Here is a 26,027-nt window from a genome sequence, read left to right on the forward strand (position 1 = left end):
ATTTGCATCAGCCCGCTCTTTTCATTTTTAGTTTATAAAAAAATCTTATTTCTTTTGTGTCGAACGTTTTTCAAATTCCTTTAATCCGCTATCAAGGAATTTAATATATCCTTCAATATCCAGATCGTATGCTTTAGGTTTAACAAGCATGCTATCATTTGTATCAAGAAGTACGTAGAATGGTTGTGCATTTGCCTGGTATTTATTAAGCTGGATCTCAGAATTTTTCTTTCCAAGAAGCTTTACCTGAATACCTGCATCATTAGTATACCATTCATTTTCGGGCAATTCAATAACTTTATCATCAACATATAAAGCTACCACAACAAACTTTTCACGTAATCGCTTCAACACTTCAGGATCACTCCATACTCTGTTTTCCATTTCACGACAATTTGTACATCCGTGCCCGGTAAAATCAACAAACACCGGCTTATTAAGTTTTTTAGCCACTTTCAAAGCCTGGTCATAATCATAATATCCTTTCAGTCCAAGAGGTAGTTTTTCCATCTTATCTGCATATTTGGGAACTTCCGGAAGGTCGCTTGATGTAACTTCACCGGCGCAGGTATTTTCACGAACAATCCTACTAATATCAAAATCCTGTGTTTCCATCGGAGGCAGCCATCCTGACAATGCTTTTAATGGAGCACCCCACAAACCGGGAATCATATAAACCACAAATGCAAAAACAAAAATCGCTGATAACAATCTTGGAAACGATTTCATCACGGGGTAATCGCTATCATGCGGGAATTTAATCTTACCCAGCAAATACATCCCAAGCAATGTTCCTATTACAATCCAGAATGCAAGATATACTTCACGATCAAGATATCTCCAATGATAAGTTTGATCAGGAACATTTAAAAATTTCAAAGCAAAAGCAAGTTCAATAAAAGCCAAGATAACTTTTACCATATTAAGCCATCCGCCTGATTTGGGCATTTTTTGAAGCCATCGTGGAAACAAAGCAAACATTGTAAACGGTAAAGCAAAAGCTAATGAAAAACCCAACATTCCTATAATTGGTTTAAGGAACTGTCCGCCAGCTGACGCCACAATAATCCAACCTACAATAGGACCTGTGCATGAAAACGAAACCAGTACAAGAGTTAATGCCATAAAAATAATTCCTACATATCCACCCCTGTCCTCTTGCGCTACTGATTTATTTACCATCCAGTTGGGCATAGTAATCTCAAAATAACCAAACATTGAAATAGCAAAAATCACAAATATCAGGAAAAATAAAATATTTGGAAGCCAGTGAGTAGCAAGCCAGTTACTGAAATCAACACCAAAAATCAAAGCGATTAATGTTCCAAATAAGGTATAAATAACTATAATTGATAAGCCATAAACAAAAGCCTGTATCTTCCCTTTACTTCCGCTTTTCATAAAATATGCAACTGTCATAGGGATCATCGGAAATACACAAGGCATAATAATAGCAGCTAATCCGCCAACAAATGCAAAAACAAAAAACCACCACAGGGATTTGTTTTTACCTGTAACATCACTATCATCATCAGTAATAGCAGCAGGAGCAGATGCAGTATCCTTTTCCACTTTTGGAACAGTATCGGTTTTTTCTATAGCTACTGTATCTTCTTTTACCGGCTTTGCTTTTTGATAGCCTGCAATATTTTTTATAACAAATTCCTGAGTAGGAAAAACACAAGATGTAGAGCATGCTTCGAAAACAATTTCGCCTTTTATATCAAAAGTTTTGTCGGTAGTAATATTTATTTTTTGTACGAATGTTACCGTATTCTTAAAAAAATACACGTTGAATTCAAAACCTTCATCATATTCTTCAATAGGTTTTGGCTCGTACATCTTTCCATTTAATTTATAATCCTTACTGTTTGCAAATGTGAACTGGATAGGTACAGGGCCTCCATCGGTATACGTCTTTTGAGAATACAGGTGCCATCCGTTTTCAATAGTAGCCTTAAAATATAAATTGGCTGTGGAATCAGATGTTTTCTGTGAAGAAAACGACCATTTTACGGGCTCAAATACCTGTGAAAAACCAATACTGCCAATCAGCATAAATACGAACAGTATAATATTTCTCTTTCTCATATGTATCAATTTATATTTAATTATTTATATATTTATATATGAAAGCAAAAATAGTAATTATTTTATATCAACATCAATAATTAATATTTTTTTTGTTTTAGGTTTAATCTTATACCTATTGTCTGTTCGCTGCCCTACCACCCACACAATATCATTGCCGTTACATAGCAGCCACGTATTTTCTTTATCCAATACCGAAAATTTCAAATCCGTATAAAAATCACTTAGCTTCTTCTTCCCTTTCATACCAAAAGGATAAAAGAAATCGCCCGTTTTCCATTTTCTTATTTTTAAAGGAAATTCCAGTTTATCACAATCAAGATAAGCAAGGCGTTTATCTTTTTTGATTTTTAAAGCGGGAGAATTTTCTTTAACAGAAAATTTCATTTTAACCGGCGCAGATATTGACTTTGTTCTTTCATCAATAAAATATTCCAAGCTATTTTCTTCATTCAGTATTGATGAAACGATAAGGAATCTTCTGTCTTTTATCAGCCTGTGTGTTGATGAATAAAATATTTTCCCTTCATCAGTTGTTAATGAATCGGTAATGTTATCAATTATTTCACCAGTAAAACCAAAAGGTTTCAAATATTCGTAAAGATAAAGTTCAGAATTATCATGCTTCAAAAGCTCAGTAATATCGAGCTTTATTAAAGATTTTTCACAGGCAACAATTTTATTTTTTTCTTTTTCTACAACTTTATTAAAAACACTTTCAATGGCGCTTACTCTTGAAATAGCCGATCTTATTGATCTTTCAACATCGGGATTCATTTCTTTAAGCAAAGGGATAAGTTTGTGGCGTATTTTATTACGCATGTATTTATCTGAACTATTACTGCTGTCTTCCCTGAATTTTATTTTTTTTGAATGAACATATTTTTCTATCTCATTTCGGCTCGTAAATAAAAGCGGACGAATAATATTCCCCTGCTTTACTTTAATACCGTGCAATCCGGCAATCCCTGTCCCTCTTATTAAATTGATAAAAAAAGTTTCTATCTCATCGTCGCCATGATGAGCAACAGCAATTAGATCATAATTGTTCTTTTTTCTTATCACCTCGAACCATGCATACCTTAACTCACGTGCAGCCATCTGGATAGAAATCTTTTTTTCATCGGCATATTTTCCCGTTTCAAAACGATTTATAAAAAATGGAATATTAATTTTTTTTGCTAATTGCTTTACAAATTTTTCATCACCATCCGACTCTTTATCCCTGAGCATAAAATTACAATGCGCAATTCCAAACTCAAACCCCGATTCATGCATTAAATCACATAGCGCCACCGAATCAATACCACCGCTAACTGCGACAAGTATTTTCTGGTTCGCTGAAAATAATTTTTCTTTTTTAATAAAGTTTTGAAATTTTTTTAGCATTATACTTTATTTCGAGAATTTTTATAAGGAATGTAAAGATACAAAAAAGAAGTTTGTTATTTTTAAGTCTTTTTATTCTTAATTTTCGTTTTACTAAAAAACTTGCCTGTAAGATGAATGAAACTTTTCAAAATAAATTTCCTCAAAGCATAAAAGAGCTGGAAAATTTTATCGACTGTTATCAGAACAAACTTGTGCATCATGCTTTTTTCAGGCTGGGCAATAAAGAAGAAGCCGAAGATATAGTTCAGGAAGTAATTATTAAAATGTTCAATGATCGAAATAAATATAAAGATTTGGCAAATCCTTCAAGCTATATATTCCGTATGGTTTCTAACAGTTGCATCGACAGGCTCCGAATGAAGAAAAACATTGAATATAAAAATGAAATCTTTTTAAAAAATATTTTAAATAATTATGTAGATGACAGCAGCGCAAAAATTATAGAAAAAGAAGAGTTCAAGCGAGTAAATGCAATACTTTCACGAATACCGGATGAACAGGCTGAAGTAATACGACAACGTGTTATTGATGAAATGAGTTTTACCGAAATAGCCGATATACTTCAGCTTCCGGCAACCACAGTAAAATCGCGATTCAAATATGGTATCACTAAATTAAAATCAATCATTCAAAAATCAAAGGAGGTTCAAAATGAACTGTAATATATTTAAAGAAAATATGGTCAATCTTTTTGATGAAGATATTTCTTCAGAAGAAAAAGATGAAATGCTGCAACACATTGAAAAATGTAGCTATTGCAGGCATGAATACGAAGAAATGAAATCGGTAATGTCCGAAATCAAACCACAAATTAAAATTAAAGCAAGCCGTGAATTGAAATCAAAAATTATGGAACAACTTAAAACGAGCGTAAACATGGACACACAGGAAAAAGGCAAGATCATAAAATTCAGAATGCCGGTATGGGCAAAAGCAGCGGCTATTGCGGCGGTTATAGTAATTGCCGTTATCATTGCACCATTTATAAAATTGAATTCTTCTGACACAAGCGGAGAAGTCTACGCCGCCAATGCATTATTCGATAAATCAATTGCCGCTATGTCAAACCTGAAAACAATTTATTTAAATTTAAACATCCGGACGCTTGTCAGAGATAATTTCGATTTGATTGAAATGGATAGCGATTTTGTAAAAAACGAAATTCGGGAAAATTTTTCTTCACCAAGAAAATGGAAAATGGAAAAACAAGGCTTAACCGTTTTAATGGATGGAAAAAATCAATATAAATACATAAAAGACGATATTGCTTTAAAAGCTGACACAAATTACGGATTCGTGGAATGGCTGCAAATACTGCTTAAGCCAACATTGATCATGGAAAATGAAAAAAAATTCTCGAAAGAAAATAATGCAAAATACACCATTGATGAAACGGGTGATAAAGTTGTTCTTACTGTAAAAGCAAAAGCATTGGGCAATTTCAAAAACGATTACATGCTGAATAAGACCATACTGGAATCGAACAATACAAGGATATACACTTTCGATAAAGAAACAAACTTACTGCTATCATTACAGGTTTATATTGAAAAAAACAATAAAGATGTATTGGTACTCGACACTAAAGAAATAAAATATAATATCAATATCCCTGATGAAACATTCTCGATAAAACTACCGGAAGGAATGAGCTGGACAGATGTAAAAACATTAGAACCTTCAAAATCGGACAATATGAAAAAAATAGCCAGTGAAGATGCTGCAAAAATATTTTTTGAAGGACTTGAAAATAATGATTGGGATAAAGTAAAAAATGTTTATTCATTACCTCTTAATAACGAAACCAAAGCATATTACGGCGGACTGAAAATTATCAGTATTGGCAAGGCTTTCAAGTCAGGTTTGTATCCGGGTGAATTTGTTCCTTATGAAATAAAATTAAAATCAGGGGAAACAGCCAAAGCAAACCTTGCCATAAGAAATGATAATAAAGAAAAATTATGGCAGGTTGACGGAGGGTTTTAATTTTAGCAAAATGTTTAATGGCGTTCACGGTTAAAAACCGTGAACGCCATTATTTTATTTAATACCTGTGAATATTACTATTCAAAACTTTTCACAAAAACCAAAACGATTCTTCAATCAGAATTTTTCATTTATAACTGATTTTTATTTGTTTGTCTAATTCCTGCATTACCGGAATAACTGTAAAATCAATAGTTTCATTACAATCACTTAAAAAAACATCACCTGACGGTGGTGTATATTCATTTTACTTGTTTGTTGAAAGATATAGCGGGTTAAGCTAATATTCTTGCATTCCGGCTACAATGTTATATTATTTTGTTTTATCATTCTTTACAGAAACACTGAATTCATACTGCATGCAGGTATCTCAAATTTCAGGAACGAATGAAATTTAAAAAGGCGTAAACCGAAAAGCCCAGAATAGAGTAGGTAAAACAAATATCAAACAAAATGAAAAAAATTGAAGATTTCACAAAAGGGAGCATTAATCTGAAAGAGCTGATGAATGCAAAAGAATTAAAAGACACCAAAGGCGGAACTTGCTTTATTAACACTGTGAATTGTGTAAGCGGATATGCTGTTTGCAATGGACAGAATTCAATTTGCTACACAGGAATGGCTAATTGTTCCGGTGGTTCGGGAGGTTGCACCACTAATGCCAGCACCGGCTGCACCGGCGATATGAGCGGCCCCGGAGGCGGTGGTTGTATTGGCGGAGTTAGAGAATGTTGGAGCAATCTTGCACCTGCATTATAATAAGCCAAGAACATTTATTTGTACAAATCAAAATGCAATTCTTCTGCTTCGTTTAAAAGTTGCAGAAGAATTGTTTCCCTTACTTCAATAATAATCTTCAACCATCTAAAAAATAAATTATGAATACAGAGAATAACGAAAAATATGTTTTAAATCCCGATTATAATTTCAGGAACGATGTTAAAAGAGCTATAATCATTGCTAACTCTTCGCCGCAATGCGAAGCCTCGAACAACGAATGGTTATCGTACATTCACCCGGCACAGGCAATGATATTGTCATTTTTTTCAAAACCCACCACCATCGAAAATGCTGTAGGCGAATTAAGTTCTTTCCTTAGTTTAAGCAACGATGAAACATACCATATCATTAAACCTTTTATTGAAAACCCCGAAGCTGTTTACACCGAATATGAAGGAATAAACTGCCAGTTCCCCAAACAAATCATCATCAAATATGAAGAGCATCTGAAAATAAACAATACTTACACTCCCGAAGATTTTATTTATAACGAATTGGATTTCGATTCGTCAAGACTTATCAAAGGACCTTCGCTGATAACAATAATGCTTACCAACATTTGCGTTACTAATTGCATTTATTGTTATGCCGACAGGAACGAAAAGATATCGTGCCAGATCCCTTTCTCACGAATCAAAGAGATGATAAGCGAAGCAAAACAACTGAAGATAAAAGATATTCATGTGGGGGGAGGCGAATTCTTTCTTTACAATAAATGGTATGAGCTTCTTTCCGAGTTAAAGGATCAAGGTTTTGAAAGAAATTTCATTTCGACAAAAGTTCCCATTACCGAAAATGATATTCTGAAACTGAAAAAATTTGGTGGAATCACTTTCCAGTTTTCATTCGATTCGCTTTCTGAAAATAAGATAACGAAAATACTTGGTGTTCGCAGAAACTATGTTTCGGAAATGAAAAACACCCTGGAAACTATGGATAAACATAATATTCCTTATCATGTGATTTCGGTATTGACAAAACTGAATTCGGATAAAAATGATTTGACAGAAATGTACAATTACCTTTCGACACTGAAAAGAATCAAGTACTGGCAGGTACGCATAGCATTCAAATCGCTTTACAGCTCAACTGAGTTTGAAAGCATCAAGCTTCAGAAAAACGAACGCCAGCAAGTGTTTGAGCATATTGACGAATTGAACAAACAAAATAAATTAAAAATAGATATTGATAAATCATACCTCGAGCGAGGATATTTTACTGCCAAAAAAGGAAGCAGATCATTTCCCGGTGCAACATGCACTGCCAACCGTTCGCACATGTATGTCCTTCCCGACGGCAATGTTACCATTTGCGAACAAATGTACTGGAAGAAACGTTTTATAATAGGCAATGTACTGAAGAATTCCATAGAAGAAATTTGGAACTCGCCGGCTGCGCTTAAATGGGTAAACTTTACAAAAGATGATTTCCGCAATGCCAGCGCTTGTAAGAATTGCGAGCTACTCGATGAGTGCAGCAATAAGTATCCGAATAAATGCTGGGCAGATGTTCTGAAAGTTTATGGCGATGAGAACTGGGACTTCCCCGACCCCAGATGTATCAAGGCTCCGCAGCTTATCAACGAGATAATTTAGTAAGTAATTTCTTCTTTTTACACTCTTTACAAACGAATGCGAACAAGGCAGACAAGTTGACAAGGCATAAGTTTACAAGAGAAGTCATACCGATTGTATATATGTAATAGTCCAATAAATTGTACTATAACATCTATGTCATCGGCATAACCATTGTAAAATTTAAAATATCCTTTGGACTATTTTAAATTAACAATTGGTATCAGAATGCTGAAGTGAGAATTCAGAATTATTTCTTTTATACCCTATACCCTTATTTGCTCAACTGTTCAACTGTTCAATTGTTCGATTGCTCAACTGTTCGATTGTTTAATTGTGGACTTGATTTCAATAAATTTCTTTGTGTCCTTTGTGAAAAAACTTTGCATGCTTTGCGGTTAAAAGAAAAGTTGATAAGTAGACAAGGCATAAGTTTACAAGAGAAGTCAGAATGCTGAAATGAGAATTCAGAATTGTTTTAATTCGTTTTTCTTTTATACCCTATACCCTTATACCTTTCAAATGTTCAGTAGTTTTTGGGTAAGGCGGCTGGTTTGGGCAAATGTTTCTTGTTGATGGTGTTTATACTATAACCCTTTGACTATTGACTAAACAAGTCGCTCAACCTTTCAACCAATAACATTTTCAATATCCAATGTCCAATTCTCAATATTGAATTTCCATGTTCATTTAATGTTTATACCATATACCCTTATACCTATATACCCTTATTTGTTCAATGGTTGACTGAATACTGAATTTTCTATTTACTATTTTCTATAAAAACAAAAAAGCCCGTCTTATGCAGACAGGCTCTAAAAACCAATAATATTACTAAAAAAAATTATTTTATTTCCCAGGTGTCGCCACTATTTAGTAAATCGTCAACGCATTGAATTTTTGAAGTAGCTTTAGCTGTTTTAATCTGTTCTTCAACAAGGTCGTCGTAAGTTGGGAACATTGCCGAACGAATTACTCCTAATGCAACAGGATATAATGGCGGAGCCATTTTAGCCAGCATCAGGTGAATACCGGGATCCTGGTCGTACTGGTCGTGAACCAAAAGATCACTTTCGGTAATTCCATTCTTACCAATTTCAACAACTTCGATATGTGTTCCTTTCAGGCGAAGCCCTTTATTTTTGTTTTTACCGAATATCATAGGTTCACCATTTTTCAGTATCAACTGGTTGTCGTCACGGGTTTCTTTTGAAGTAATTAAATCGTGAACGCCATCGGCAAAAATTACGCAATTCTGCAATACTTCAACTACCGATGTTCCATCATGTTTAGCTGCTTCAAACATAACTTCCGTCATCAGTTTAGGATTAGTATCCACCACACGTGCAAAGAAAGTTCCCTGTGCACCTAAAACCAGTTCGCCGGCATTGAAAGGATGTTCAATAGTTCCCTGTGGAGAAGTTTTAGTTACCGTGCCCATTTCTGTAGTTGGAGAATATTGACCTTTGGTTAAGCCATAAATCCGGTTATTGAAAAGCATGATGTTCAAGTCAACATTTCTGCGGATAATATGAATGAAGTGGTTGCCGCCAATAGCCATTGAATCGCCATCACCGGTAGCTACCCAAACACTCAGGTGCGGATTTGAAACTTTAGCGCCTGTTGCAATTGGATTAGCTCTTCCATGAATACTGTGAAAACCATAAGTATTCACGTAATACGGAAACCTCGAAGAACAACCGATACCTGATATCACTAAAAAATTTTCTTTTCTATATCCAATCTTGGGGAAAACATTTGCCAAAGAGGAAAGTATTGCATGGTCGCCACATCCGGGACACCATTTCACCATCTGATCGCTTACAAAATCTTCTTTCGACAGTGGTACTCTTGATCTTTCTACTGTTAAATTTTCTTCCATAGCTTAGTTCTCCTTTAATATTTTTGCAAATTCTTCTTTTAATTCATTAACGGTAAAGGGCAATCCCTGAATTTTATTATATTGATGATATGGAATTTCGGGGAAATTAATTTTCAGATATTTTACAAACTGACCGAGATTAAGTTCACACACAACAATTTTTTTGAAATTCTTAAGTATGTCTTTGGTATTTTTCGGTAGTGGGGAAATATTCCTGAAATGTGCTAGGCTAACCGATTTTCCTTCATCCTGCATTTCTTTCACCGCAGCTAAAACCGATCCATAGCTTCCTCCCCAGCTCACTACGAGTAAATCACCTTTTGCATCGCCAACAAGTTTTTGTTCGGGAATAAAATCTGCAATTTTTTCAACTTTTTTCTCGCGAAGATGGCTCATTAATTCATGATTTGAAGGATCCATTGAAACGGAACCTATACCATCTAACTTTTCCAGTCCGCCAACCCTGTGACGTAAACCTTCGGTTCCCGGTAAAGCCCATTTTCTTACCAGTGTTTCCTTGTCTCTTTTAAAAGGCTGATAATCGGGATCATTAGGTTTTGCAACAGGAGGATTGATTTTAGGCAGATCTTTTACTTGAGGAATTTTAAATACTTCCGAACCCTGACCTATATATCCATCAGTAAGAACAATAGCCGGAGTCATATGTTCCATAGAAAGTTTTGCTCCTTCATAAGCAGCATAAAAACAATCGGCAGGACTTGAAGCAGCAACAATAATCAAAGGACCTTCGCCATTACGTCCATATAAAGCCTGGAGTAAATCGGATTGTTCCGATTTTGTTGGTAATCCTGTAGAAGGACCACCACGTTGTACATTCACGATAACGAGTGGAAGTTCAGTCATTACAGCCAGTCCGATTGCTTCCGATTTTAATGAAAGTCCAGGACCTGATGTGGTAGTACAAGCCATTGAACCGGTAAAACTGGCGCCAATAGCTGAACATATACCTGCAATTTCATCTTCTGCCTGGAAAACTTTTGCACCTAATGATTTGTGTTGTGCAAGCTCCATCAGGATTTCAGTTGCAGGAGTAATAGGATAAGAACCCAGGAATAACGGACGTCCTGAATTCTCTGAAGCTGCAAGTAAACCCCATGCAGTAGCAACATTTCCGGTAATATTACGAAATTTGCCTTTATCTGTTTTTGTGGTAGCAGGAACTTTAAATGTAGAATGAATAATTTCAAGGGTTTCTGCAAAATTGTAACCGGCCCTGATAACTGCTTTATTCACTTCAATCATCTGGGGTTTTTTCTTGAATTTCCTTTCAAAGAATTCATCTGTAGTTTTGAAATCACGATTAAAAAGGAAATATGTTATGCCTAATGCAAACATATTTCTTGTTTTGCCTGCTGTTTTATTATCAATGCCTTTATCTTTAACTGTAGCTAAGGTCAAAGAAGTTATAGGAGCTTTTATCAGCTTGTACTCATTAAGACTTCCATCTTCAAGCGGGTTATTCTTATAACCGGCTATTTTAATGTTTTTTTCATCAAAGGTATCGGCATCAACTACAATGGTTGCACCTTTCTTTGCCCATTTCAGGTTTGCCTTCAGTGAAGCAGCATTCATTGCTACCAGCACATCAGCCAAATCGCCCGATGAGTGAATCTTACTATTACTTATACGTGCCTGAAAACCGGAAACACCTGCAATAGTATTATGTGGTGCCCTTATTTCGGCAGGATAATCAGGGAACGTAGCTATAGCGTTTCCTGCTAAAGCAGCTGCATCAGCAAAAAGATTGCCCGAAAGCTGCATTCCATCACCCGAATCGCCTGCAAAACGAATAACTGCATCGTGCAACTCAACTACCGTATTTTCTTTTTTTGACATAATTATTTAGGGTTTTTAATTTGTTGCGAAATTAAAGAGATTTTAATTCATTATCTCCTTGAATACTATAAATTTTTCGCAAAGGTATTTGTTAATTGAATAACAATAAAAAAAAATCTGTGTTTTTTTTAAATAAATCATTTATACATCATATGTTTCAAGAGATATAAACATATATATACTATTTAAATATTTTTCTTTTTTTATTAAAATAAATTTTTTTACAACTTTTTTTGCAACTATATAAATAATCCAAATATATTTGCACCTGAATATAAACTTTAAAACTTACTAAAATGGCTTATAAAATTGGTGACGATTGTACTGCATGCGGCACATGTAAAGATGAATGCCCTGTTGAAGCAATATCTGAAGGCGACATCTATAAAATTGATCCTGATGTTTGCACAGATTGTGGCGCTTGCGCTGATGTTTGTCCTGTTGAATGCATTAAACCGGAATAATACATCGGAAAAAATTAATTCCGAAGATTCGGAACAGAATTTACCAAACATCCCGCAATTTGCGGGATGTTTGTGTTATATAGAATCATTGATACGGTAATAATATATCATACATGCTGACTCAAAACCAGATAAAATTCGTTCGTTCGCTGCATTTGAAAAAGTTTCGTGATGAACAAAGGCAATTTATTGCTGAAGGTCCAAAAATAATTAATGACATCATTGAAAAAGGATTACCTGTAGTTTCATTGTTTGCAAAAAATGAATGGCTGGATAAAAATACTGAAACCATAAGTAAAAACAATATCAACTATTTTGAAGTTAACGATAAGGAACTGGAACGTATCAGCTGCCTTAGTACTCCCAACCAGGTTCTGGCTGTATTAGATTACTTTCCTGGTAAAACTTTTTCAATAAAATCATTTTCAGGAATAACTTTAATACTCGATGGAATCAGCGACCCGGGGAATTTTGGTACGATTATCAGAACAGCCGACTGGTTTGGTATTACAAACATAATATGTTCTGAAAATTGTGTGGAGTTATATAATCCAAAAGTAATCCAGGCTACCATGGGTTCATTTTTAAGAACAACCATATATTATACAAACCTCGAAAAATTTCTTTCTATAAATAAAGGCAATGCTTATGTTTATGGCGCTTATATGATAGGTGAGCCATTATACAATGCCACAAAAAAGGAAAACCCGATTATCATTATTGGAAGTGAATCGAAAGGGATATCACCCGAATTAGAAAAATATATCAATATAAAGATTGCAATTCCACTACAGAATAAAGCAGAAACAACACATGCGGAATCGCTGAATGCATCTATCGCTACGGCGTTGATTTGTTACGAATTTACAAAACAGCAATAAGAACAATTATCTTTTTGGCGGATTATATCCACGTTGTTTGGCCATCTCTTCAAGTCTTTTCTGAAACCCGGATTTTTTTCGTGTACTCGATTTCCTTTTGTTTTCCTGTATTCTTGCATGTATTTTTTCTTCATTAATGGTTTTGCGGATAATCCACATCTGAAGGAAGGTAAACATGTTTGCAAGGAAATAATAATAATTAAGTCCGGCTGAAAAATCGTTTAGTATTCCAAGAAACATTATGGGCATGGCATAGGTCATGAATTTCATTCCGGGCATCTGTTGCTGGGTTCCCATTAACTGGTTATTCAACCTGGTATATATAATTGTTGAAATCGTCATAAGAAGACAGAATAAACTTATATGATCGCCATAAAAAGGAATCTTAAAACCAAAATCATAAATGGAATCATATGATGACAGGTCGGTTGCCCATAAAAAGCTTTGTTGCCTAAGTTCAATAGAAGCCGGGAAAAACCTGAATAATGCAATAAGAATAGGCATTTGCAGTAACATGGGAACGCAACCCGCCATTGGATTCACCCCGGCTTTTTTATATAAAGCCATTGTAGCTTGCTGGCGTTCCATCGCTTTTTCTTTTGGGATCTTATTGTTTATTTCATCAATTTCCGGTTTCAGTACACGCATCTTTGCCCCTGAAAGATATGTTTTATATGCAATCGGAAATAACACTATCTTTAAAATTATTGTAAGAATTAGAATAATGATACCATAGCTTATTCCTGTATTTTCAAGCCAGTTAAAAATAGGAATAACAGCGAATCGGTTTATCCATCCAAGAATATAAGGAGAACTCCATCCTAATGGTATCTGTCTTTCCAGGTCAAGATCGTATTTGCGTAATGTTTTATAATGGTTAGGACCAAAGTACATACGCATTGGGAATGATTGCAACGATTTATTATCAACAGGTACCGTAAGTGTTGAAGTACATGATTTATTAAATTTTGCAGTATCGCTCATATTGGTAGCTATTTTCCCATTCAGGAATCCGTTATCAGCAATCATTACAGAAGAAAAGAACTGTTGCTTATATCCTATCCAGGAAATTTTTGTTTTTAAATCTTTTGAATCGCTTTTGGTTTCTGATAAATAATCAACTTCATCTTCGTAATACTTATAATAAATAGTTGAAGAAGCACGTTCTGTTTTTAAACTTTTTTCCAGTTGATTCAGGTTCATGTTCCAGTTTAAATCCATTGAACTTTGACTGGCGGTAATTATTTCGCCCATTCCAACCAGGTTGATACTGGTTTTTATCATATACTCATTTGCAGGGATGGTGTAACAAAGTTCAATATATTTACTTCTGTCGGGATTAACAGCTGAATCAGGGAACAGGCGCATAGCAATTTTTACAGAATCATTTCCGCTTAATTTTATACTGTCCTTTCCGTTGAATTTCTTTGTTAAAATTGAAGCAGAATAATTCAGTTCTGAAGTGTTAATTACCCTGTTATCGGCATAAAATTTCAAACCAAAAAGTGAAGAATCAGAATGATATAATACAATAGGTTTTTTATCAAAGGTTTTATAATTTTTAAGTTGTATATAACAAATGCCTCCGCCAAAAGTGTTAAATTTAAATTTTGCAATTTCATTTTCAACGATAATTGTTTTCTTTTCACCTTGTGCCGAACCTGCAAATATTCCCAGTTCATCTTTTTGTTTTACAGAAACAGATGAATCGTTGGATGTTTTTACTGAACCGGTATCCGTTTTTAATGAATCACTTTTCAGTTTTTTTATCTTACTTTCGGCAACTGCGATCGAGTCGTTTTTCTTTAACGCTAAAGCAATCGAATCCTGTTCATGCTGCCTTTTTTTTATTTCCGCTTCGGAAGGACGATTGATATAACTGAAAATGGCCATTATTCCAATGATCAAAACCAGGCCTATGATTGTATTTTTATTCATTTATTATATTTTTTTGAGTGGGCAAAGATAAGGGTTTTACCAAACCTGACAAACTAATCATATTCCAAATACATTTGTAACCGATACCGAAAAGTTTGACGCTACAAGTGCAAAATCATTTCTATTAAAAAATTTCATATTCATTAAAAGTGGGAATAAAATAGGTGTAACCCGCTCTGGTCATGTTTTACAAAATTTGTATGAACGAATATTTAATGTCAGAAAAATATTTATTTTTTATTTGCAATTGCAGCTCCAACAAAAGCAACAAACAAAGGATGAGGTTTTGCAACTGTGCTTTTATATTCAGGATGAAACTGAACACCAACAAACCATGGATGAGTAGGAATTTCCATCATTTCAACAAGATTATCCTTGGGGTTTATTCCAACAGGTATCATACCTGCTTTAGTAAATGATTCCAAGTATTTATTGTTGAATTCGTAGCGATGACGATGACGTTCCGTGATCTGTTCTGTTTTATAAATTTCAAATGCTTTTGTTCCTTCTTTAATTTCACACGGATAAACTCCCAGTCTCATGGTACCGCCTTTACAGGAAACTTTTTTCTGTGCTTCCATAATATCAATAACAGGGTTTGTTGTTCGCGGATTCATTTCAGTAGAATGAGCATCTTTTAAACACAGCACATTCCTTGCAAATTCAATAACGGCACACTGCATACCCAAACAAATTCCCAAAAATGGAATCTTATTTTCACGCGCATATTTTATTGCCATTATTTTTCCTTCAATTCCTCTTTCACCAAAACCGGGTGCAACTAATATCCCGTTAAGATCCTTTAATTGTTCTTTTACATTTGATGCATCTATATTTTCGGAATGCAGCATTTTTACTTTTACCTTGCATTGATGAACAGAACCGGCATGAACAAAAGCTTCGCTAATTGATTTGTATGCATCTTTCAGTTCAACATATTTCCCAACTATACCAATATTCACTTCACATACGGGATGCTGCAATTTATAAAGAAACTCTTCCCATTTAGCCAGGTCGGGTTCTTGTTTTTCCGACATGTTCATTTTTCGTAAAACAACTGCATCCAGCTTTTCTTCACGCATTAATATTGGCACCTTATATATTGTATCTACATCAATTGATTCAATAACAGAAGAAGCATCAACATTACAAAATAATGCAATCTTATTTTTCTGATTTTCGCTCAAATGCCTTTCGGTACGACAAATCAACACATCTGGCTGCACTCCCAGTTCGAGCAACATTTTTACACTGTGCTGTGTAGGTTTTGTTTTTAATTCTCCGGCAGCGGAAAGGTATGGCACCAGCGTTAAATGAACAACAAGGCATTTATTTCCCAATTCCCAGCGCATCTGGCGAACCGTTTCAATATATGGAAGAGATTCAATATCGCCTACAGTGCCTCCAATTTCAGTAATAATAAAATCAAACGACCCTTCATTGCCAAGCAATTTCATGCGATATTTTATTTCATCAGTAATATGAGGAATTACCTGAACTGTTTCCCCTAAATAATCGCCACGCCTTTCCTTTTCAATAACCGACTGGTATATTCTGCCGGTAGTAACATTATTTGCCTGTGATGTGGGCATGTTTAAAAAACGTTCATAATGACCAAGGTCGAGATCTGTTTCTGCACCGTCGTCGGTTACATAACATTCACCATGTTCATATGGATTAAGCGTTCCGGGATCGACATTAATATAAGGATCGAATTTCTGAATGGTAACCGCATATCCCCTTGCCTGTAAAAGTTTTGCAAGCGAAGCTGAAATAATCCCTTTTCCCAGCGATGAAGTAACGCCACCTGTTACGAAAATATATTTTGCAGAAGACATAGTAATTTTATTAAAAAATAAGTGCGCAAATTAAAGAATTATTATGAATTACAAGTAATAATATAATCAAAAGAAATGAACAGTTGAAACGGAAATGATTTTGAAGTTAGTTTTAGTTATTGTCAATGGTTGATTGGTATAGCGACTGGTCAGGGTTAAAGTTGAAAGGGAATATGATTACTTACAACCAATAACATTCACCCTGACTAGCTGCCTCACCTTACAACCATAGACATATTAAATAAACTCAAGGATATTAAGTTAGTTTAGTTATTAAAATCAAAGTTAAAACTGAAAATAAAATTCACAGATTTTATATATTGCGCAAATTTTAAATTATGGAAACCTTCAGAACTGTTTTTGACATTCCCGAATCGGAAAGTAAAATAAATTATTTGACGAAAAGTATTTTTATTGGCTCATGTTTTACAGAAAGTATTGGGAATTACCTGAAAGAACTGAAATTCCCAACTATAGTCAACCCGTTCGGAATTGTTTATAATCCAATTTCTATCATTAACTCTATCAAATTTTTATTGGGCGAAAAAAAATTCTCTGAAAAAGATCTGAACTTTTATAATGATGTTTGGTTCAGTTTTTACCATCACAGCCGTTTTTCCGATACCGATAAAAAAAAATGTTTAGAAAAAATAAATGAGACCATTCACGCTTCGTCAGAAGGATTAAAGCAAACCGAATTTATATTTATCACTTTTGGTACATCATTTATTTATACGCACAGGGAAAAAAATATTATTGTTAACAATTGTCACAAACTCCCTTCAGATACATTTACCAAATCATTACTTAATGCAGAAAGAATTTTTTCAGAATACAGTGAATATATAAGCAAACTAAAAGCTGCAAACCCTTCCCTGAAAATTATTTTTACTGTAAGCCCTGTACGCCACATAAATGATGGCATTATTGAGAATCAGCTTAGCAAATCAATATTATTTGTAGCAGTACATAAAATAATTGAAAAATTCAATAATTGTTTTTATTTTCCCGCATATGAAATAATGATGGATGAATTGAGGGATTACAGATTTTACGCCAGTGATATGATTCATCCGAACGAAACTGCAATTGAATATATTCGGAATCGATTCTCGGAAACTTATATTGATGCATCTTCCCGTGATATTATGTGTGAAATAAATAAACTGGTGCAGGCAAAAAATCATAAAGCATTTTTCCCTAAAACAGCTGATTTTGATAAGTTCATGAAAAAATATTTACAAAAAGTATCGGACTTAAAGAAGAAATTTTCTTATCTCGATTTAAAAGAATTTGAAGAATATTTTAAATAATAAAAACACAAGTTTATAAAAAATTTTAGCTCTTCAATAAAAAAGGGAGCTAAATTCGCTCCCTTTTATTTTTTATTGACATAAATAACTTTTCAGCAATTTGCTTCGTGAAGTATGTTTCAATCGGCGAATAGCTTTTTCTTTTATCTGTCTTACTCTTTCCCTTGTCAGATCGAACTTTGCACCGATTTCATCAAGGGTAAGCCCATGACTAATTCCTATACCGAAATATAATTTAATAATATCGCGTTCACGTTCAGTAAGTGTAGATAATGAACGTTCAATTTCTTTTGAAAGCGATTCAAAAATCAAACCTTTGTCGGTATTTGGAGTTTCATCGCCTGAATATACATCCAGAAAACTAATATCCTCGCCCGGAATTATTGGTGCATCAACCGAAAAATGACGTGTATTTATTTTCATTGCATCAACAACTTTTTCTTCAGGTAAATCAAGCGATTCAGCAATCTCATCGGCTGAAGGCAAGCGTTCATATAGTTGTTCCAGGCGTGAAACTTCTTTTGAAATTTTATTTAATGATCCCACCTGGTTCAAAGGTAAACGGATAATTCTGGCTTGTTCGGCAAGAGCCTGTAATATGGATTGACGAATCCACCAAACAGCATACGAGATGAATTTAAATCCCCTGGTTTCATCAAAACGCTGAGCTGCTTTTATTAAACCAAGGTTTCCTTCATTTATCAGGTCAGGTAAACTAAGGCCCTGGTTTTGGTATTGTTTTGCTACTGATACAACAAAACGTAAATTTGCTTTGGCTAATTTTTCAAGAGCCTTCTGGTCGCCGGCTTTAATTTTTTGTGCCAGTAAAACTTCTTCTTCCGCAGTAATTAATTCTTCCCTTCCTATCTCTGATAAATACCTGTCTAATGAAGCCGTTTCACGGTTTGTAATTGATTTTGTTATTTTAAGTTGTCGCATATATCCCTTCCTCTATTTCTTGTCTAAACTACCTCAATATCGTGGTTCTTTTTTCTTAAAAAGAATTGCAAAAGTACTATATTTTTTTTGATATATTAATAATAATTTTTCATAAAATAAATTAACATCTCAATTATACTGAAAAGCAAGATTTTACAATATAGAAAACTTACATTCCAAAACCATAATATGCATGCATTCCGTTTGAATAAATTCCTTCAATCAACACACCACCTTTTTTTTCTTTTAAAGCTGTTTTTAAATCATCAAGAGTTTTTATCTGTTTCTGGTCAATTTTAGTAATGATAAATCCTTCACGTACACCTGCATTTTTCATCAATCCTGCATCAAGCTTCGAAACCTTTAATCCATTTTCTATTCCTAATTCTTTTAATTCATCAGCAGAAAGTGTTTCAAAAGTTGCTCCTAATAATGTAGTAACGCTTTCTTCTTCGCTTTTTACTATTTCTGTAGTATTATTTATATTTTTCAATTTAACAGAAATTTCTTTTTCTGCTTTATCCCTGATGTAAGTAACTTTAACCACATCACCCGGTCTGTGTGTAACTACAGCTTCCTGTAACTCGGAACCACTATTTATTTCTGCTGTACCAATTTTTGTAATCACATCACCCTTTAACAGACCGGCTTCTTCTGCTGCACCAGCATCAGCAAGCGACGAAATACTGATTCCTTTTACTTTGCTTAAACCTTTTTCTTTAGCCAATTTACTATCTACTTCTTCATATGTAATACCAAGGTATGCACGCTGTACACTTTTGTATTTAACAAAATCATCAACGACTTTTTTTACGATATTTACAGGTATGGCAAATGAATAACCTGAATACGAACCGGTATTTGAAGCAATGGCGGCATTAACACCTATAAGTTCTCCTTTAGTATTTACTAGCGCACCTCCACTATTGCCAGGGTTTACAGCCGCATCTGTTTGAAGGAACGATTCGATAGAAGAATTTTTTCCAAGAATATTTAAATTGCGTGCCTTTGCACTAATTATCCCGGCAGTAACGGTTGAAGTGAGGTTAAAAGGATTTCCAACAGCCAGCACCCATTCACCAACTTTAACACTATCGGAATTCCCATAAGAAAGATAGGGTAAATCTTTTTCATCAATTTTTATTAAAGCCAGGTCGGTTCCGGGATCGGTACCTACAATTTCCGCTTCATATGTTCTTTTATCATTCAAAGTAATTTCAATATAATTGGCATCCTGTACCACATGATTATTTGTTACAATGTAACCATCGGAAGTAAGGATAACACCGGAACCGGATATTTTTGCAGGCGAATAATAATTTTTTGAACCCCAGGGATCCCATGAACCTCCAAAAAAATCATCGTATACAGAACTCTTTTGCTGATATTCTGTTTTTATATGAACTACTGCATGTACTGAAAGTTCGGCAGCTTTAGTGAAATCGAGATTGGCAGGAATCACAACCGGAGATGATGAAGGAGCCTGCTGAAAATTATTGTTTTGAAATTCTTTTGCTGCCTGTGTTTTGTTTATCACATCAGTTTTGCTTACCAAATAGGATGTTGATACAGCAAACAATCCGCCTGTAAAGGCAACCAACATAAAAGTCATAATTTTTTTTGCTTCCATATAAAATAATTTTTTTTTAAAACTCGCTTAGGTTATCAATTTTTATGCCTTGAAATATAAATGTCAGTATCGACAACCACTATATTTTCAAGGTATTTTCAAAAACGACAACATATTCATGATATTGTTAGTCCATTGTTAAAAATTGTTAAGCAATCTTATATCGCAAACTACTGCTATTTTTTATACTTTTGCAAATAAAATTTATCTGACAGCTTGTCATTAGCCTAACATGAAAAAAAATAAAAATCGTTTTGCGTTTTTACTGGTAGGAATACTTATAGGGTTCCTGGTAGCATGGAGTATGATATGGTGGCAGGGAAGTTCAGGTGTCAGCAGAAATTTATTTAAAAATGTAAAAAACTATTTCAGCAATTTATTTAGCAACAACGACAAAGAAGATTACACGCTGATATCTGATAACAATACAGACAATAATAAATACAAACCCGATCCACTACTCAATCCAAAACCTAAAACCGATTCTGTTTATTTCGATTCTACCGGTATTGACTTATCCAATCCGGATGCTCTTGATGAATTTCTCGCTATGTATAATGGGGAATTGCCCGATTCATCATTATTTGATTCTATTTTAAAAAATCAGAAAAATGTTGATATCAATAATTACAATGATAAATCATCCGGAGATATCAAGGTTAAAAAAGATAAACTCATCTATGCAAAATATTTTACAATTCCCGGCTTAGAAGAATTTTTCAGCAATGACAAAATAGATTCATTATTGATCGATGAAAATGTTCATGAAAAAAGCAGCAACAAACTTCTTGTTGAATTCTGGAAATCACCAATAAATTATAAAGGTTATAAAACAAATAAAAACAAACTGGTATTATTCGGTATTGATCAATTAAATATGATCTCATTTAAAATGCAGAATAAAATCCTTTATATGAAATATACTTCGGATTATTATCAGATCGACCGTTCGGTTGAATTCAAGTCGCTTATTCCACTTAATAATCCCAATATTATAAGTCAACTAAGTAACCGATGAAAATTAATTTTTCCAAATATCAGGGTGCCGGAAATGATTTTATCATGATTGATAACAGAAGTCATATCTTTAAGAATTATATAAACCAGGCATCCGTTATATCTTTTTTATGTCATCGTCGGTTTGGCATAGGCGCCGATGGACTTATACTGATTAACAAAAGCAATGATGGTGATTTTAAAATGGTTTATTTTAATTCCGATGGAAAAGAAGGAAGTATGTGTGGCAATGGGGGTAGATGTTGTGCAGCATTTGCACACGATTTGGGAATCATAAAAAGTAAAACTGTTTTCAGCGCTACCGATGGATTTCACCAGGCACAAATCATTGCTGTTAATAAAAACGAAACCATTGTAAAACTTCAGATGTGTGATGTTTCAAATATTATTAAAGAGGAAAAATATTTTATTATAAATACCGGTTCGCCGCATTATGTTACGTTTACAAAAAACGTAAAAGACATGGATGTATTTACTGAAGGGAAAAAAATCAGGTATAGTAAAGCATTCAAAAAAGAAGGGATCAATGTAAATTTTGCAGAGCCTTTGGATGGACATATTTTTGTAAGAACATACGAACGTGGTGTGGAAGATGAAACACTTTCATGCGGTACCGGATCTACAGCTACGGCAATTGCAGCAAACGAACTTCATTTACTTAAAGGCAACACCTGTAATTTGATTACTCTTGGCGGAAATCTTTCGGTATATTTTAATAAAATAAACAAAACACAATATACCGATATATGGCTTCAAGGGCCGGCAACCTGCGTTTATAAAGGAGAAATATCCATTTAAAAATTTAGAAAAAATTATCATGAAAGGGAAAAATATTTCTTTCCGCGCTCCCGAACCCGCTGATATTGATATTCTGTATAAATGGGAGAACGATACACGTATCTGGCATTTAAGTAATACTGTAGCTCCTTTCTCGCATCATTTACTTGAAGAATATATTCTGAATGCTCAACAGGATATTTATGCTGCAAAACAATTGCGATTAATGATTGTTGAAACTGACAACAATAAAACTATTGGGTGCATCGACCTTTTCGATTTCGACCCGTCAAACCAAAGAGCAGGTGTCGGGATTTTAATCAGCGAGGAATACCGCAGCAAAGGCTATGCATCACAAGCACTCGAAATTCTGACAGATTATGCTTTTAATACTTTACATCTTCACCAGTTATTCTGCAACATTACATCCGATAACGAAAACAGTCTGAAGCTTTTTAAAAAATTCAAATTTGAAATCATCGGGCTTAAAAAAGAATGGATTCTGCAAGGCAAAACATGGAAGGATGAATACATTTTACAATTAATTAATAAATAATTTCTTTTTCAAATGGCTAAAAAAGGAAAATCAGTTTTTTTTAAAATAATAGTGATCACGGGTGTTTTGTTAATACTGGCAGGAATCTTCACTGCATACAAAGCATATACTATCCTATACAAATCAAATGTTAAGCTTGACGATAAAAATAGTACTTACCTATATATAAAAACCGGTTCCGATTTTAATGAAGTATTAAATCAACTCAATACAAATAAAATAATTTCCGATGCTTCATCATTTGAATGGCTTGCCGATTATAAGGATTATAAGAATCATGTAAAACCCGGCAAATACACGATCAAAAATGGAATGAACAATAATGAACTTATTAACATGCTGATGTCGGGCAGGCAAGAACCTGTAAAGCTTGTATTTAATAATGTGCGTACCAAATATCAGCTTGCCGGAAAAATGTCTTCACAGCTTGAAGCCGATTCGTTATCAATAATTGAACTGCTTGATAATGCAGATTACCTCGATTCACTTGGGTTTACAGTAGATAATGCTATTGCTGTTTTTATTCCAAACACATACGAACTCTATTGGAATACTTCTGCCAAACAATTATTTGAAAAAATGAAAAAAGAATTCGATAAATTCTGGAACAACAGTCGTAAAACAAAAGCAGAAAATGCAGGACTATCTCCTGTAGAAGTTGAAATTCTTGCATCCATAATACAGGAAGAAAGCCGGAAATATGACGAAATGCCCACTATTGCAGGTGTTTACATCAACCGCCTGAATAAAGGAATGAAATTGGAAGCAGATCCAACAGTTAAATTTGCAATTGGTGATTTTTCAATCAAACGTATTTTGAAAAAACATTTGCTCACTGATTCCCCATACAACACATATCAAAACAAAGGACTACCACCAGGTCCGATATGTTTACCCGATTCACGAATAATCGACAAAGTCCTCAATTACGAAAAACATAATTATTTATTTTTCTGTGCAAAGCCTGATGGCTCGGGATATCATTCATTTGCCAAAACCAGCGCTGAACATTCGCGCAATGCACAAATCTATCATCAATACCTGAACACGCTTAAAATAAAATAGAAGCTCATTTTATAGCTATTTTATTTTTTTATGATTTGCATCATTATTTTTTTTAATTTAACATTTAAAATTACAATTGCCTATGCAAGCCATAACCAATCTCTTCGAAGAAAGTGTAAAAAAATTTGGTAAGAATGCGTATCTGTACGAAAAAAAAGATGATACTTATCAATATTTAACTTATAAAGAGGTTCATCAAATTGTATATCAGTTAGCTTCAGGACTTTTAAATATAGGTGTAAAAAAAGGTGACCGTATTTCAGTTATCTCAGAAGGAAGGAACGATTGGGTTATATCTGAACTGGCCATTTTATATGCCGGGGCAATTAATGTTCCTTTATCTGTAAAATTAACCGAACCTTCCGAACTTGAATTCCGGTTAAAACATTCAGAAGCGCATTATATCATTTCTTCTGTTTCTCAATTAAAAAAAATAAGAGAAATAAAAGCGAAATTAAATTTAGTAGAAAAAATTATTGTTCTTGATGCTTTAGAAAAATATGAGGACAAAGAAATTTTTTCAGGTGATGTAATCAAGGCAGGTGATGAATTTCTTAAAACAAACCTAAAAGATTTTAATGAAAGATGGCAATCCGTAAAAGGTGATGATATTGCAAATATTTGCTACACTTCAGGCACCACTGCCGAACCAAAAGGCATCATGCTTTCGCATCGCAATTATACAGCAAATGCGGAACAATCGTTAAGCCTGATGGATGTTCCGGAATATTACACATCCCTTTTGATATTACCATGGGATCACGCATTTGCTCATGCCGTAGGAATATACAGCATCATGAAAGCAGGAGCATCCATTGCCTCTGTACAATTGGGTTCTTCGCCCATTGAAACATTAAAAAATATTCCAATAAACATAAAAGAAATCAGACCTCATTTCCTGTTAAGTGTTCCGTCGCTCGCAAAAAATTTCAAGAAAAATATTGAAACAGGAATAGCAGCTAAAGGAAAATTCATCCAGAAATTATTCAATAAAGGAATAAAGCTCGCCTATTATTATAATGGCATGAGTAGTTTTGAAAAAGGAAAAGGGAAACGCATTTTCCTTAAACCAATATTAAAATTATTTGATATAATTATTTTTAAAAAAATTAGAAAAAATTTTGGCGGACGGCTTCATTATTTTATTGGCGGAGGAGCTTTGCTTGATACTGAAATTCAGAAATTCTTTTACGCGATAGGAATACCAATGTTCCAGGGATATGGCCTTACTGAAGCATCTCCGGTTATCTCATCCAATTCTGAAAGAAAACACAAAATAGGTTCATCAGGTTATCTGGTTTCAAATCTGAAATTAAAAATTTGTGATACCAAAGGGAATGAACTACCGGCGGAAGAAAAAGGTGAAATTGTGATACAAGGCGAAAATGTGATGACCGGTTATTGGAAAAATCCGGAAGCTACTGCCGAAACTATACGGAATGGCTGGCTTTACACCGGCGATCTGGGTTATATCGACAAAGATGGATTCCTGTTTGTTTATGGTCGTTTCAAAAGTTTATTGATTGCTGATGATGGCGAAAAATACAGTCCTGAAGGAATAGAAGAAGCTTTTATCGGGCAATCGCAATACATTGATCAATGTATGCTTTATAACAATCAAAATCCATATTCTGTATGCTTGATTGCGCCTAATGTTACAAATTTAAAAAAATGGATAGAAGAAAATGGACTTCGCTTTGATTCGAACGAAACGGTGATAAAAGCATTGAAATTAATTGAAAATGAAATAAGTTTATACCGTAAAGGAAATAAGTTTGACGGGGTGTTCCCGCAACGCTGGTTGCCATCAGCAATAGGAATAATAAGCGAAGCATTTACTGAAGAAAATCATATGATGAACAGCACTCTTAAAATTGTAAGAGGAAAAATAATCGAGCATTATAAACCTACTATTGATTTTTTGTATATGCCGGAAGCAAAGGATATTTGTAACTCAAAAAATATTTATGCAATGAAAGAAATTTTCAGGAATTTCAATTTATAAATATTCTGCATATTAACATTATAGTAAGGTATCAGAAGGTTT

General features: G+C 34.1%; 20 protein-coding genes. 12 read left to right on the plus strand and 8 right to left on the minus strand.

Going from position 1 to position 26,027, the window contains the following annotated elements; translation table 11 throughout:
- Window positions 1-45: 45 nt before the first annotated feature.
- Window positions 46-2,091: a protein-disulfide reductase DsbD family protein gene (locus PKK00_02430; protein ID HNW97251.1), complete on the minus strand. Its 2,046-nt coding sequence runs from the start codon at window positions 2,089-2,091 to the stop codon at window positions 46-48.
- A gap of 57 nt (window positions 2,092-2,148) precedes the next feature.
- Window positions 2,149-3,480, minus strand: coding sequence for a tRNA lysidine(34) synthetase TilS (tilS, locus tag PKK00_02435; GenBank protein ID HNW97252.1), 1,332 nt, complete (start codon window positions 3,478-3,480; stop codon window positions 2,149-2,151).
- A gap of 113 nt (window positions 3,481-3,593) precedes the next feature.
- Between tilS and PKK00_02440 the strand changes: the two genes are divergently transcribed.
- The 4 genes from PKK00_02440 to PKK00_02455 all read left to right on the plus strand — a co-directional run bounded on the left by PKK00_02440 (window position 3,594) and on the right by PKK00_02455 (window position 7,844).
- Window positions 3,594-4,145, plus strand: a complete 552-nt coding sequence (locus PKK00_02440; protein HNW97253.1) for an RNA polymerase sigma factor — start codon at window positions 3,594-3,596, stop codon at window positions 4,143-4,145.
- Complete coding sequence (locus PKK00_02445) at window positions 4,135-5,469, plus strand: hypothetical protein (protein HNW97254.1); 1,335 nt, start codon at window positions 4,135-4,137, stop codon at window positions 5,467-5,469. Before PKK00_02440 ends, PKK00_02445 begins: the two co-directional genes overlap by 11 nt.
- Before the next feature lie 453 nt (window positions 5,470-5,922).
- A complete protein-coding gene (locus tag PKK00_02450; protein HNW97255.1) occupies window positions 5,923-6,228 on the plus strand; it encodes a hypothetical protein in 306 nt (101 codons plus the stop codon).
- A 119-nt stretch (window positions 6,229-6,347) separates the two neighbouring features.
- Window positions 6,348-7,844, plus strand: coding sequence for a radical SAM protein (locus PKK00_02455; protein ID HNW97256.1), 1,497 nt, complete (start codon window positions 6,348-6,350; stop codon window positions 7,842-7,844).
- Between the two features lie 823 nt (window positions 7,845-8,667).
- Here the strand turns inward: PKK00_02455 and PKK00_02460 are convergent.
- Together PKK00_02460 and PKK00_02465 are read right to left on the minus strand one after the other, a co-directional pair.
- A complete protein-coding gene (locus PKK00_02460; protein HNW97257.1) occupies window positions 8,668-9,705 on the minus strand; it encodes a 2-oxoacid:ferredoxin oxidoreductase subunit beta in 1,038 nt (345 codons plus the stop codon).
- A 3-nt stretch (window positions 9,706-9,708) separates the two neighbouring features.
- The gene (locus PKK00_02465; protein ID HNW97258.1) at window positions 9,709-11,562 is read right to left on the minus strand and encodes a 2-oxoacid:acceptor oxidoreductase subunit alpha; all 1,854 of its coding nucleotides are present in this window, start codon (window positions 11,560-11,562) and stop codon (window positions 9,709-9,711) included.
- A 296-nt stretch (window positions 11,563-11,858) separates the two neighbouring features.
- Here PKK00_02465 and PKK00_02470 point away from each other — a divergent pair, with 296 nt between their 5' ends.
- Complete coding sequence (locus PKK00_02470) at window positions 11,859-12,026, plus strand: 4Fe-4S binding protein (GenBank protein ID HNW97259.1); 168 nt, start codon at window positions 11,859-11,861, stop codon at window positions 12,024-12,026.
- 113 nt (window positions 12,027-12,139) lie between these two features.
- The gene (locus PKK00_02475; protein ID HNW97260.1) at window positions 12,140-12,907 is read left to right on the plus strand and encodes an RNA methyltransferase; all 768 of its coding nucleotides are present in this window, start codon (window positions 12,140-12,142) and stop codon (window positions 12,905-12,907) included.
- A 6-nt stretch (window positions 12,908-12,913) separates the two neighbouring features.
- Here PKK00_02475 and yidC read toward each other — a convergent pair whose 3' ends face one another.
- Window positions 12,914-14,845, minus strand: a complete 1,932-nt coding sequence (yidC, locus tag PKK00_02480) for a membrane protein insertase YidC (protein ID HNW97261.1) — start codon at window positions 14,843-14,845, stop codon at window positions 12,914-12,916.
- Between the two features lie 230 nt (window positions 14,846-15,075).
- The gene (locus PKK00_02485; protein HNW97262.1) at window positions 15,076-16,683 is read right to left on the minus strand and encodes a CTP synthase; all 1,608 of its coding nucleotides are present in this window, start codon (window positions 16,681-16,683) and stop codon (window positions 15,076-15,078) included.
- Window positions 16,684-17,021: 338 nt separating this feature from the next.
- Here PKK00_02485 and PKK00_02490 point away from each other — a divergent pair, with 338 nt between their 5' ends.
- Window positions 17,022-17,996, plus strand: coding sequence for a GSCFA domain-containing protein (locus PKK00_02490; GenBank protein ID HNW97263.1), 975 nt, complete (start codon window positions 17,022-17,024; stop codon window positions 17,994-17,996).
- 72 nt (window positions 17,997-18,068) lie between these two features.
- Here the strand turns inward: PKK00_02490 and PKK00_02495 are convergent, their stop codons facing one another.
- On the minus strand, window positions 18,069-18,935 hold the full coding sequence (locus PKK00_02495; GenBank protein HNW97264.1) for an RNA polymerase sigma factor RpoD/SigA: 867 nt from the start codon (window positions 18,933-18,935) through the stop codon (window positions 18,069-18,071).
- A 169-nt stretch (window positions 18,936-19,104) separates the two neighbouring features.
- Complete coding sequence (locus tag PKK00_02500; GenBank protein ID HNW97265.1) at window positions 19,105-20,565, minus strand: Do family serine endopeptidase; 1,461 nt, start codon at window positions 20,563-20,565, stop codon at window positions 19,105-19,107.
- A gap of 232 nt (window positions 20,566-20,797) precedes the next feature.
- Here PKK00_02500 and PKK00_02505 point away from each other — a divergent pair, with 232 nt between their 5' ends.
- The 5 genes from PKK00_02505 to PKK00_02525 all read left to right on the plus strand — a co-directional run bounded on the left by PKK00_02505 (window position 20,798) and on the right by PKK00_02525 (window position 25,985).
- Complete coding sequence (locus PKK00_02505; GenBank protein ID HNW97266.1) at window positions 20,798-21,583, plus strand: hypothetical protein; 786 nt, start codon at window positions 20,798-20,800, stop codon at window positions 21,581-21,583.
- Window positions 21,580-22,380 (plus strand): diaminopimelate epimerase, encoded by an 801-nt coding sequence (gene dapF / locus PKK00_02510; protein ID HNW97267.1) that lies wholly within the window; start codon window positions 21,580-21,582, stop codon window positions 22,378-22,380. Before PKK00_02505 ends, dapF begins: the two co-directional genes overlap by 4 nt.
- 19 nt (window positions 22,381-22,399) lie before the next feature.
- Complete coding sequence (locus tag PKK00_02515) at window positions 22,400-22,915, plus strand: GNAT family protein (protein HNW97268.1); 516 nt, start codon at window positions 22,400-22,402, stop codon at window positions 22,913-22,915.
- 12 nt (window positions 22,916-22,927) lie between these two features.
- A complete protein-coding gene (mltG, locus tag PKK00_02520) occupies window positions 22,928-23,980 on the plus strand; it encodes an endolytic transglycosylase MltG (GenBank protein ID HNW97269.1) in 1,053 nt (350 codons plus the stop codon).
- An 82-nt stretch (window positions 23,981-24,062) separates the two neighbouring features.
- Window positions 24,063-25,985 carry an AMP-binding protein gene (locus PKK00_02525; protein HNW97270.1) on the plus strand — a complete coding sequence of 641 codons (1,923 nt, stop codon included), beginning with the start codon at window positions 24,063-24,065 and terminating at the stop codon, window positions 25,983-25,985.
- Window positions 25,986-26,027 lie beyond the last annotated feature (42 nt).

This window comes from Bacteroidales bacterium, assembly GCA_035353855.1.
In the GTDB taxonomy this organism is placed as follows: Bacteria; Bacteroidota; Bacteroidia; order Bacteroidales; family CG2-30-32-10; genus DAOQAK01.

Excerpts from the sequence above, each read along its gene's own strand:
- PKK00_02485 (HNW97262.1), bottom strand. The coding sequence starts at position 16,683 with ATGTCTTCTGCAAAATATATTTTCGTAACAGGTGGCGTTACTTCATCG.
- tilS (HNW97252.1), bottom strand. The coding sequence starts at position 3,480 with ATGCTAAAAAAATTTCAAAACTTTATTAAAAAAGAAAAATTATTTTCA.
- PKK00_02525 (HNW97270.1), top strand. The coding sequence starts at position 24,063 with ATGCAAGCCATAACCAATCTCTTCGAAGAAAGTGTAAAAAAATTTGGT.
- mltG (HNW97269.1), top strand. The coding sequence starts at position 22,928 with ATGGCTAAAAAAGGAAAATCAGTTTTTTTTAAAATAATAGTGATCACG.
- PKK00_02490 (HNW97263.1), top strand. The coding sequence starts at position 17,022 with ATGGAAACCTTCAGAACTGTTTTTGACATTCCCGAATCGGAAAGTAAA.
- PKK00_02495 (HNW97264.1), bottom strand. The coding sequence starts at position 18,935 with ATGCGACAACTTAAAATAACAAAATCAATTACAAACCGTGAAACGGCT.
- PKK00_02475 (HNW97260.1), top strand. The coding sequence starts at position 12,140 with ATGCTGACTCAAAACCAGATAAAATTCGTTCGTTCGCTGCATTTGAAA.
- dapF (HNW97267.1), top strand. The coding sequence starts at position 21,580 with ATGAAAATTAATTTTTCCAAATATCAGGGTGCCGGAAATGATTTTATC.
- PKK00_02440 (HNW97253.1), top strand. The coding sequence starts at position 3,594 with ATGAATGAAACTTTTCAAAATAAATTTCCTCAAAGCATAAAAGAGCTG.
- PKK00_02450 (HNW97255.1), top strand. The coding sequence starts at position 5,923 with ATGAAAAAAATTGAAGATTTCACAAAAGGGAGCATTAATCTGAAAGAG.
- yidC (HNW97261.1), bottom strand. The coding sequence starts at position 14,845 with ATGAATAAAAATACAATCATAGGCCTGGTTTTGATCATTGGAATAATG.
- PKK00_02505 (HNW97266.1), top strand. The coding sequence starts at position 20,798 with ATGAAAAAAAATAAAAATCGTTTTGCGTTTTTACTGGTAGGAATACTT.
- PKK00_02470 (HNW97259.1), top strand. The coding sequence starts at position 11,859 with ATGGCTTATAAAATTGGTGACGATTGTACTGCATGCGGCACATGTAAA.
- PKK00_02500 (HNW97265.1), bottom strand. The coding sequence starts at position 20,565 with ATGGAAGCAAAAAAAATTATGACTTTTATGTTGGTTGCCTTTACAGGC.
- PKK00_02460 (HNW97257.1), bottom strand. The coding sequence starts at position 9,705 with ATGGAAGAAAATTTAACAGTAGAAAGATCAAGAGTACCACTGTCGAAA.
- PKK00_02430 (HNW97251.1), bottom strand. The coding sequence starts at position 2,091 with ATGAGAAAGAGAAATATTATACTGTTCGTATTTATGCTGATTGGCAGT.
- PKK00_02445 (HNW97254.1), top strand. The coding sequence starts at position 4,135 with ATGAACTGTAATATATTTAAAGAAAATATGGTCAATCTTTTTGATGAA.
- PKK00_02455 (HNW97256.1), top strand. The coding sequence starts at position 6,348 with ATGAATACAGAGAATAACGAAAAATATGTTTTAAATCCCGATTATAAT.
- PKK00_02515 (HNW97268.1), top strand. The coding sequence starts at position 22,400 with ATGAAAGGGAAAAATATTTCTTTCCGCGCTCCCGAACCCGCTGATATT.
- PKK00_02465 (HNW97258.1), bottom strand. The coding sequence starts at position 11,562 with ATGTCAAAAAAAGAAAATACGGTAGTTGAGTTGCACGATGCAGTTATT.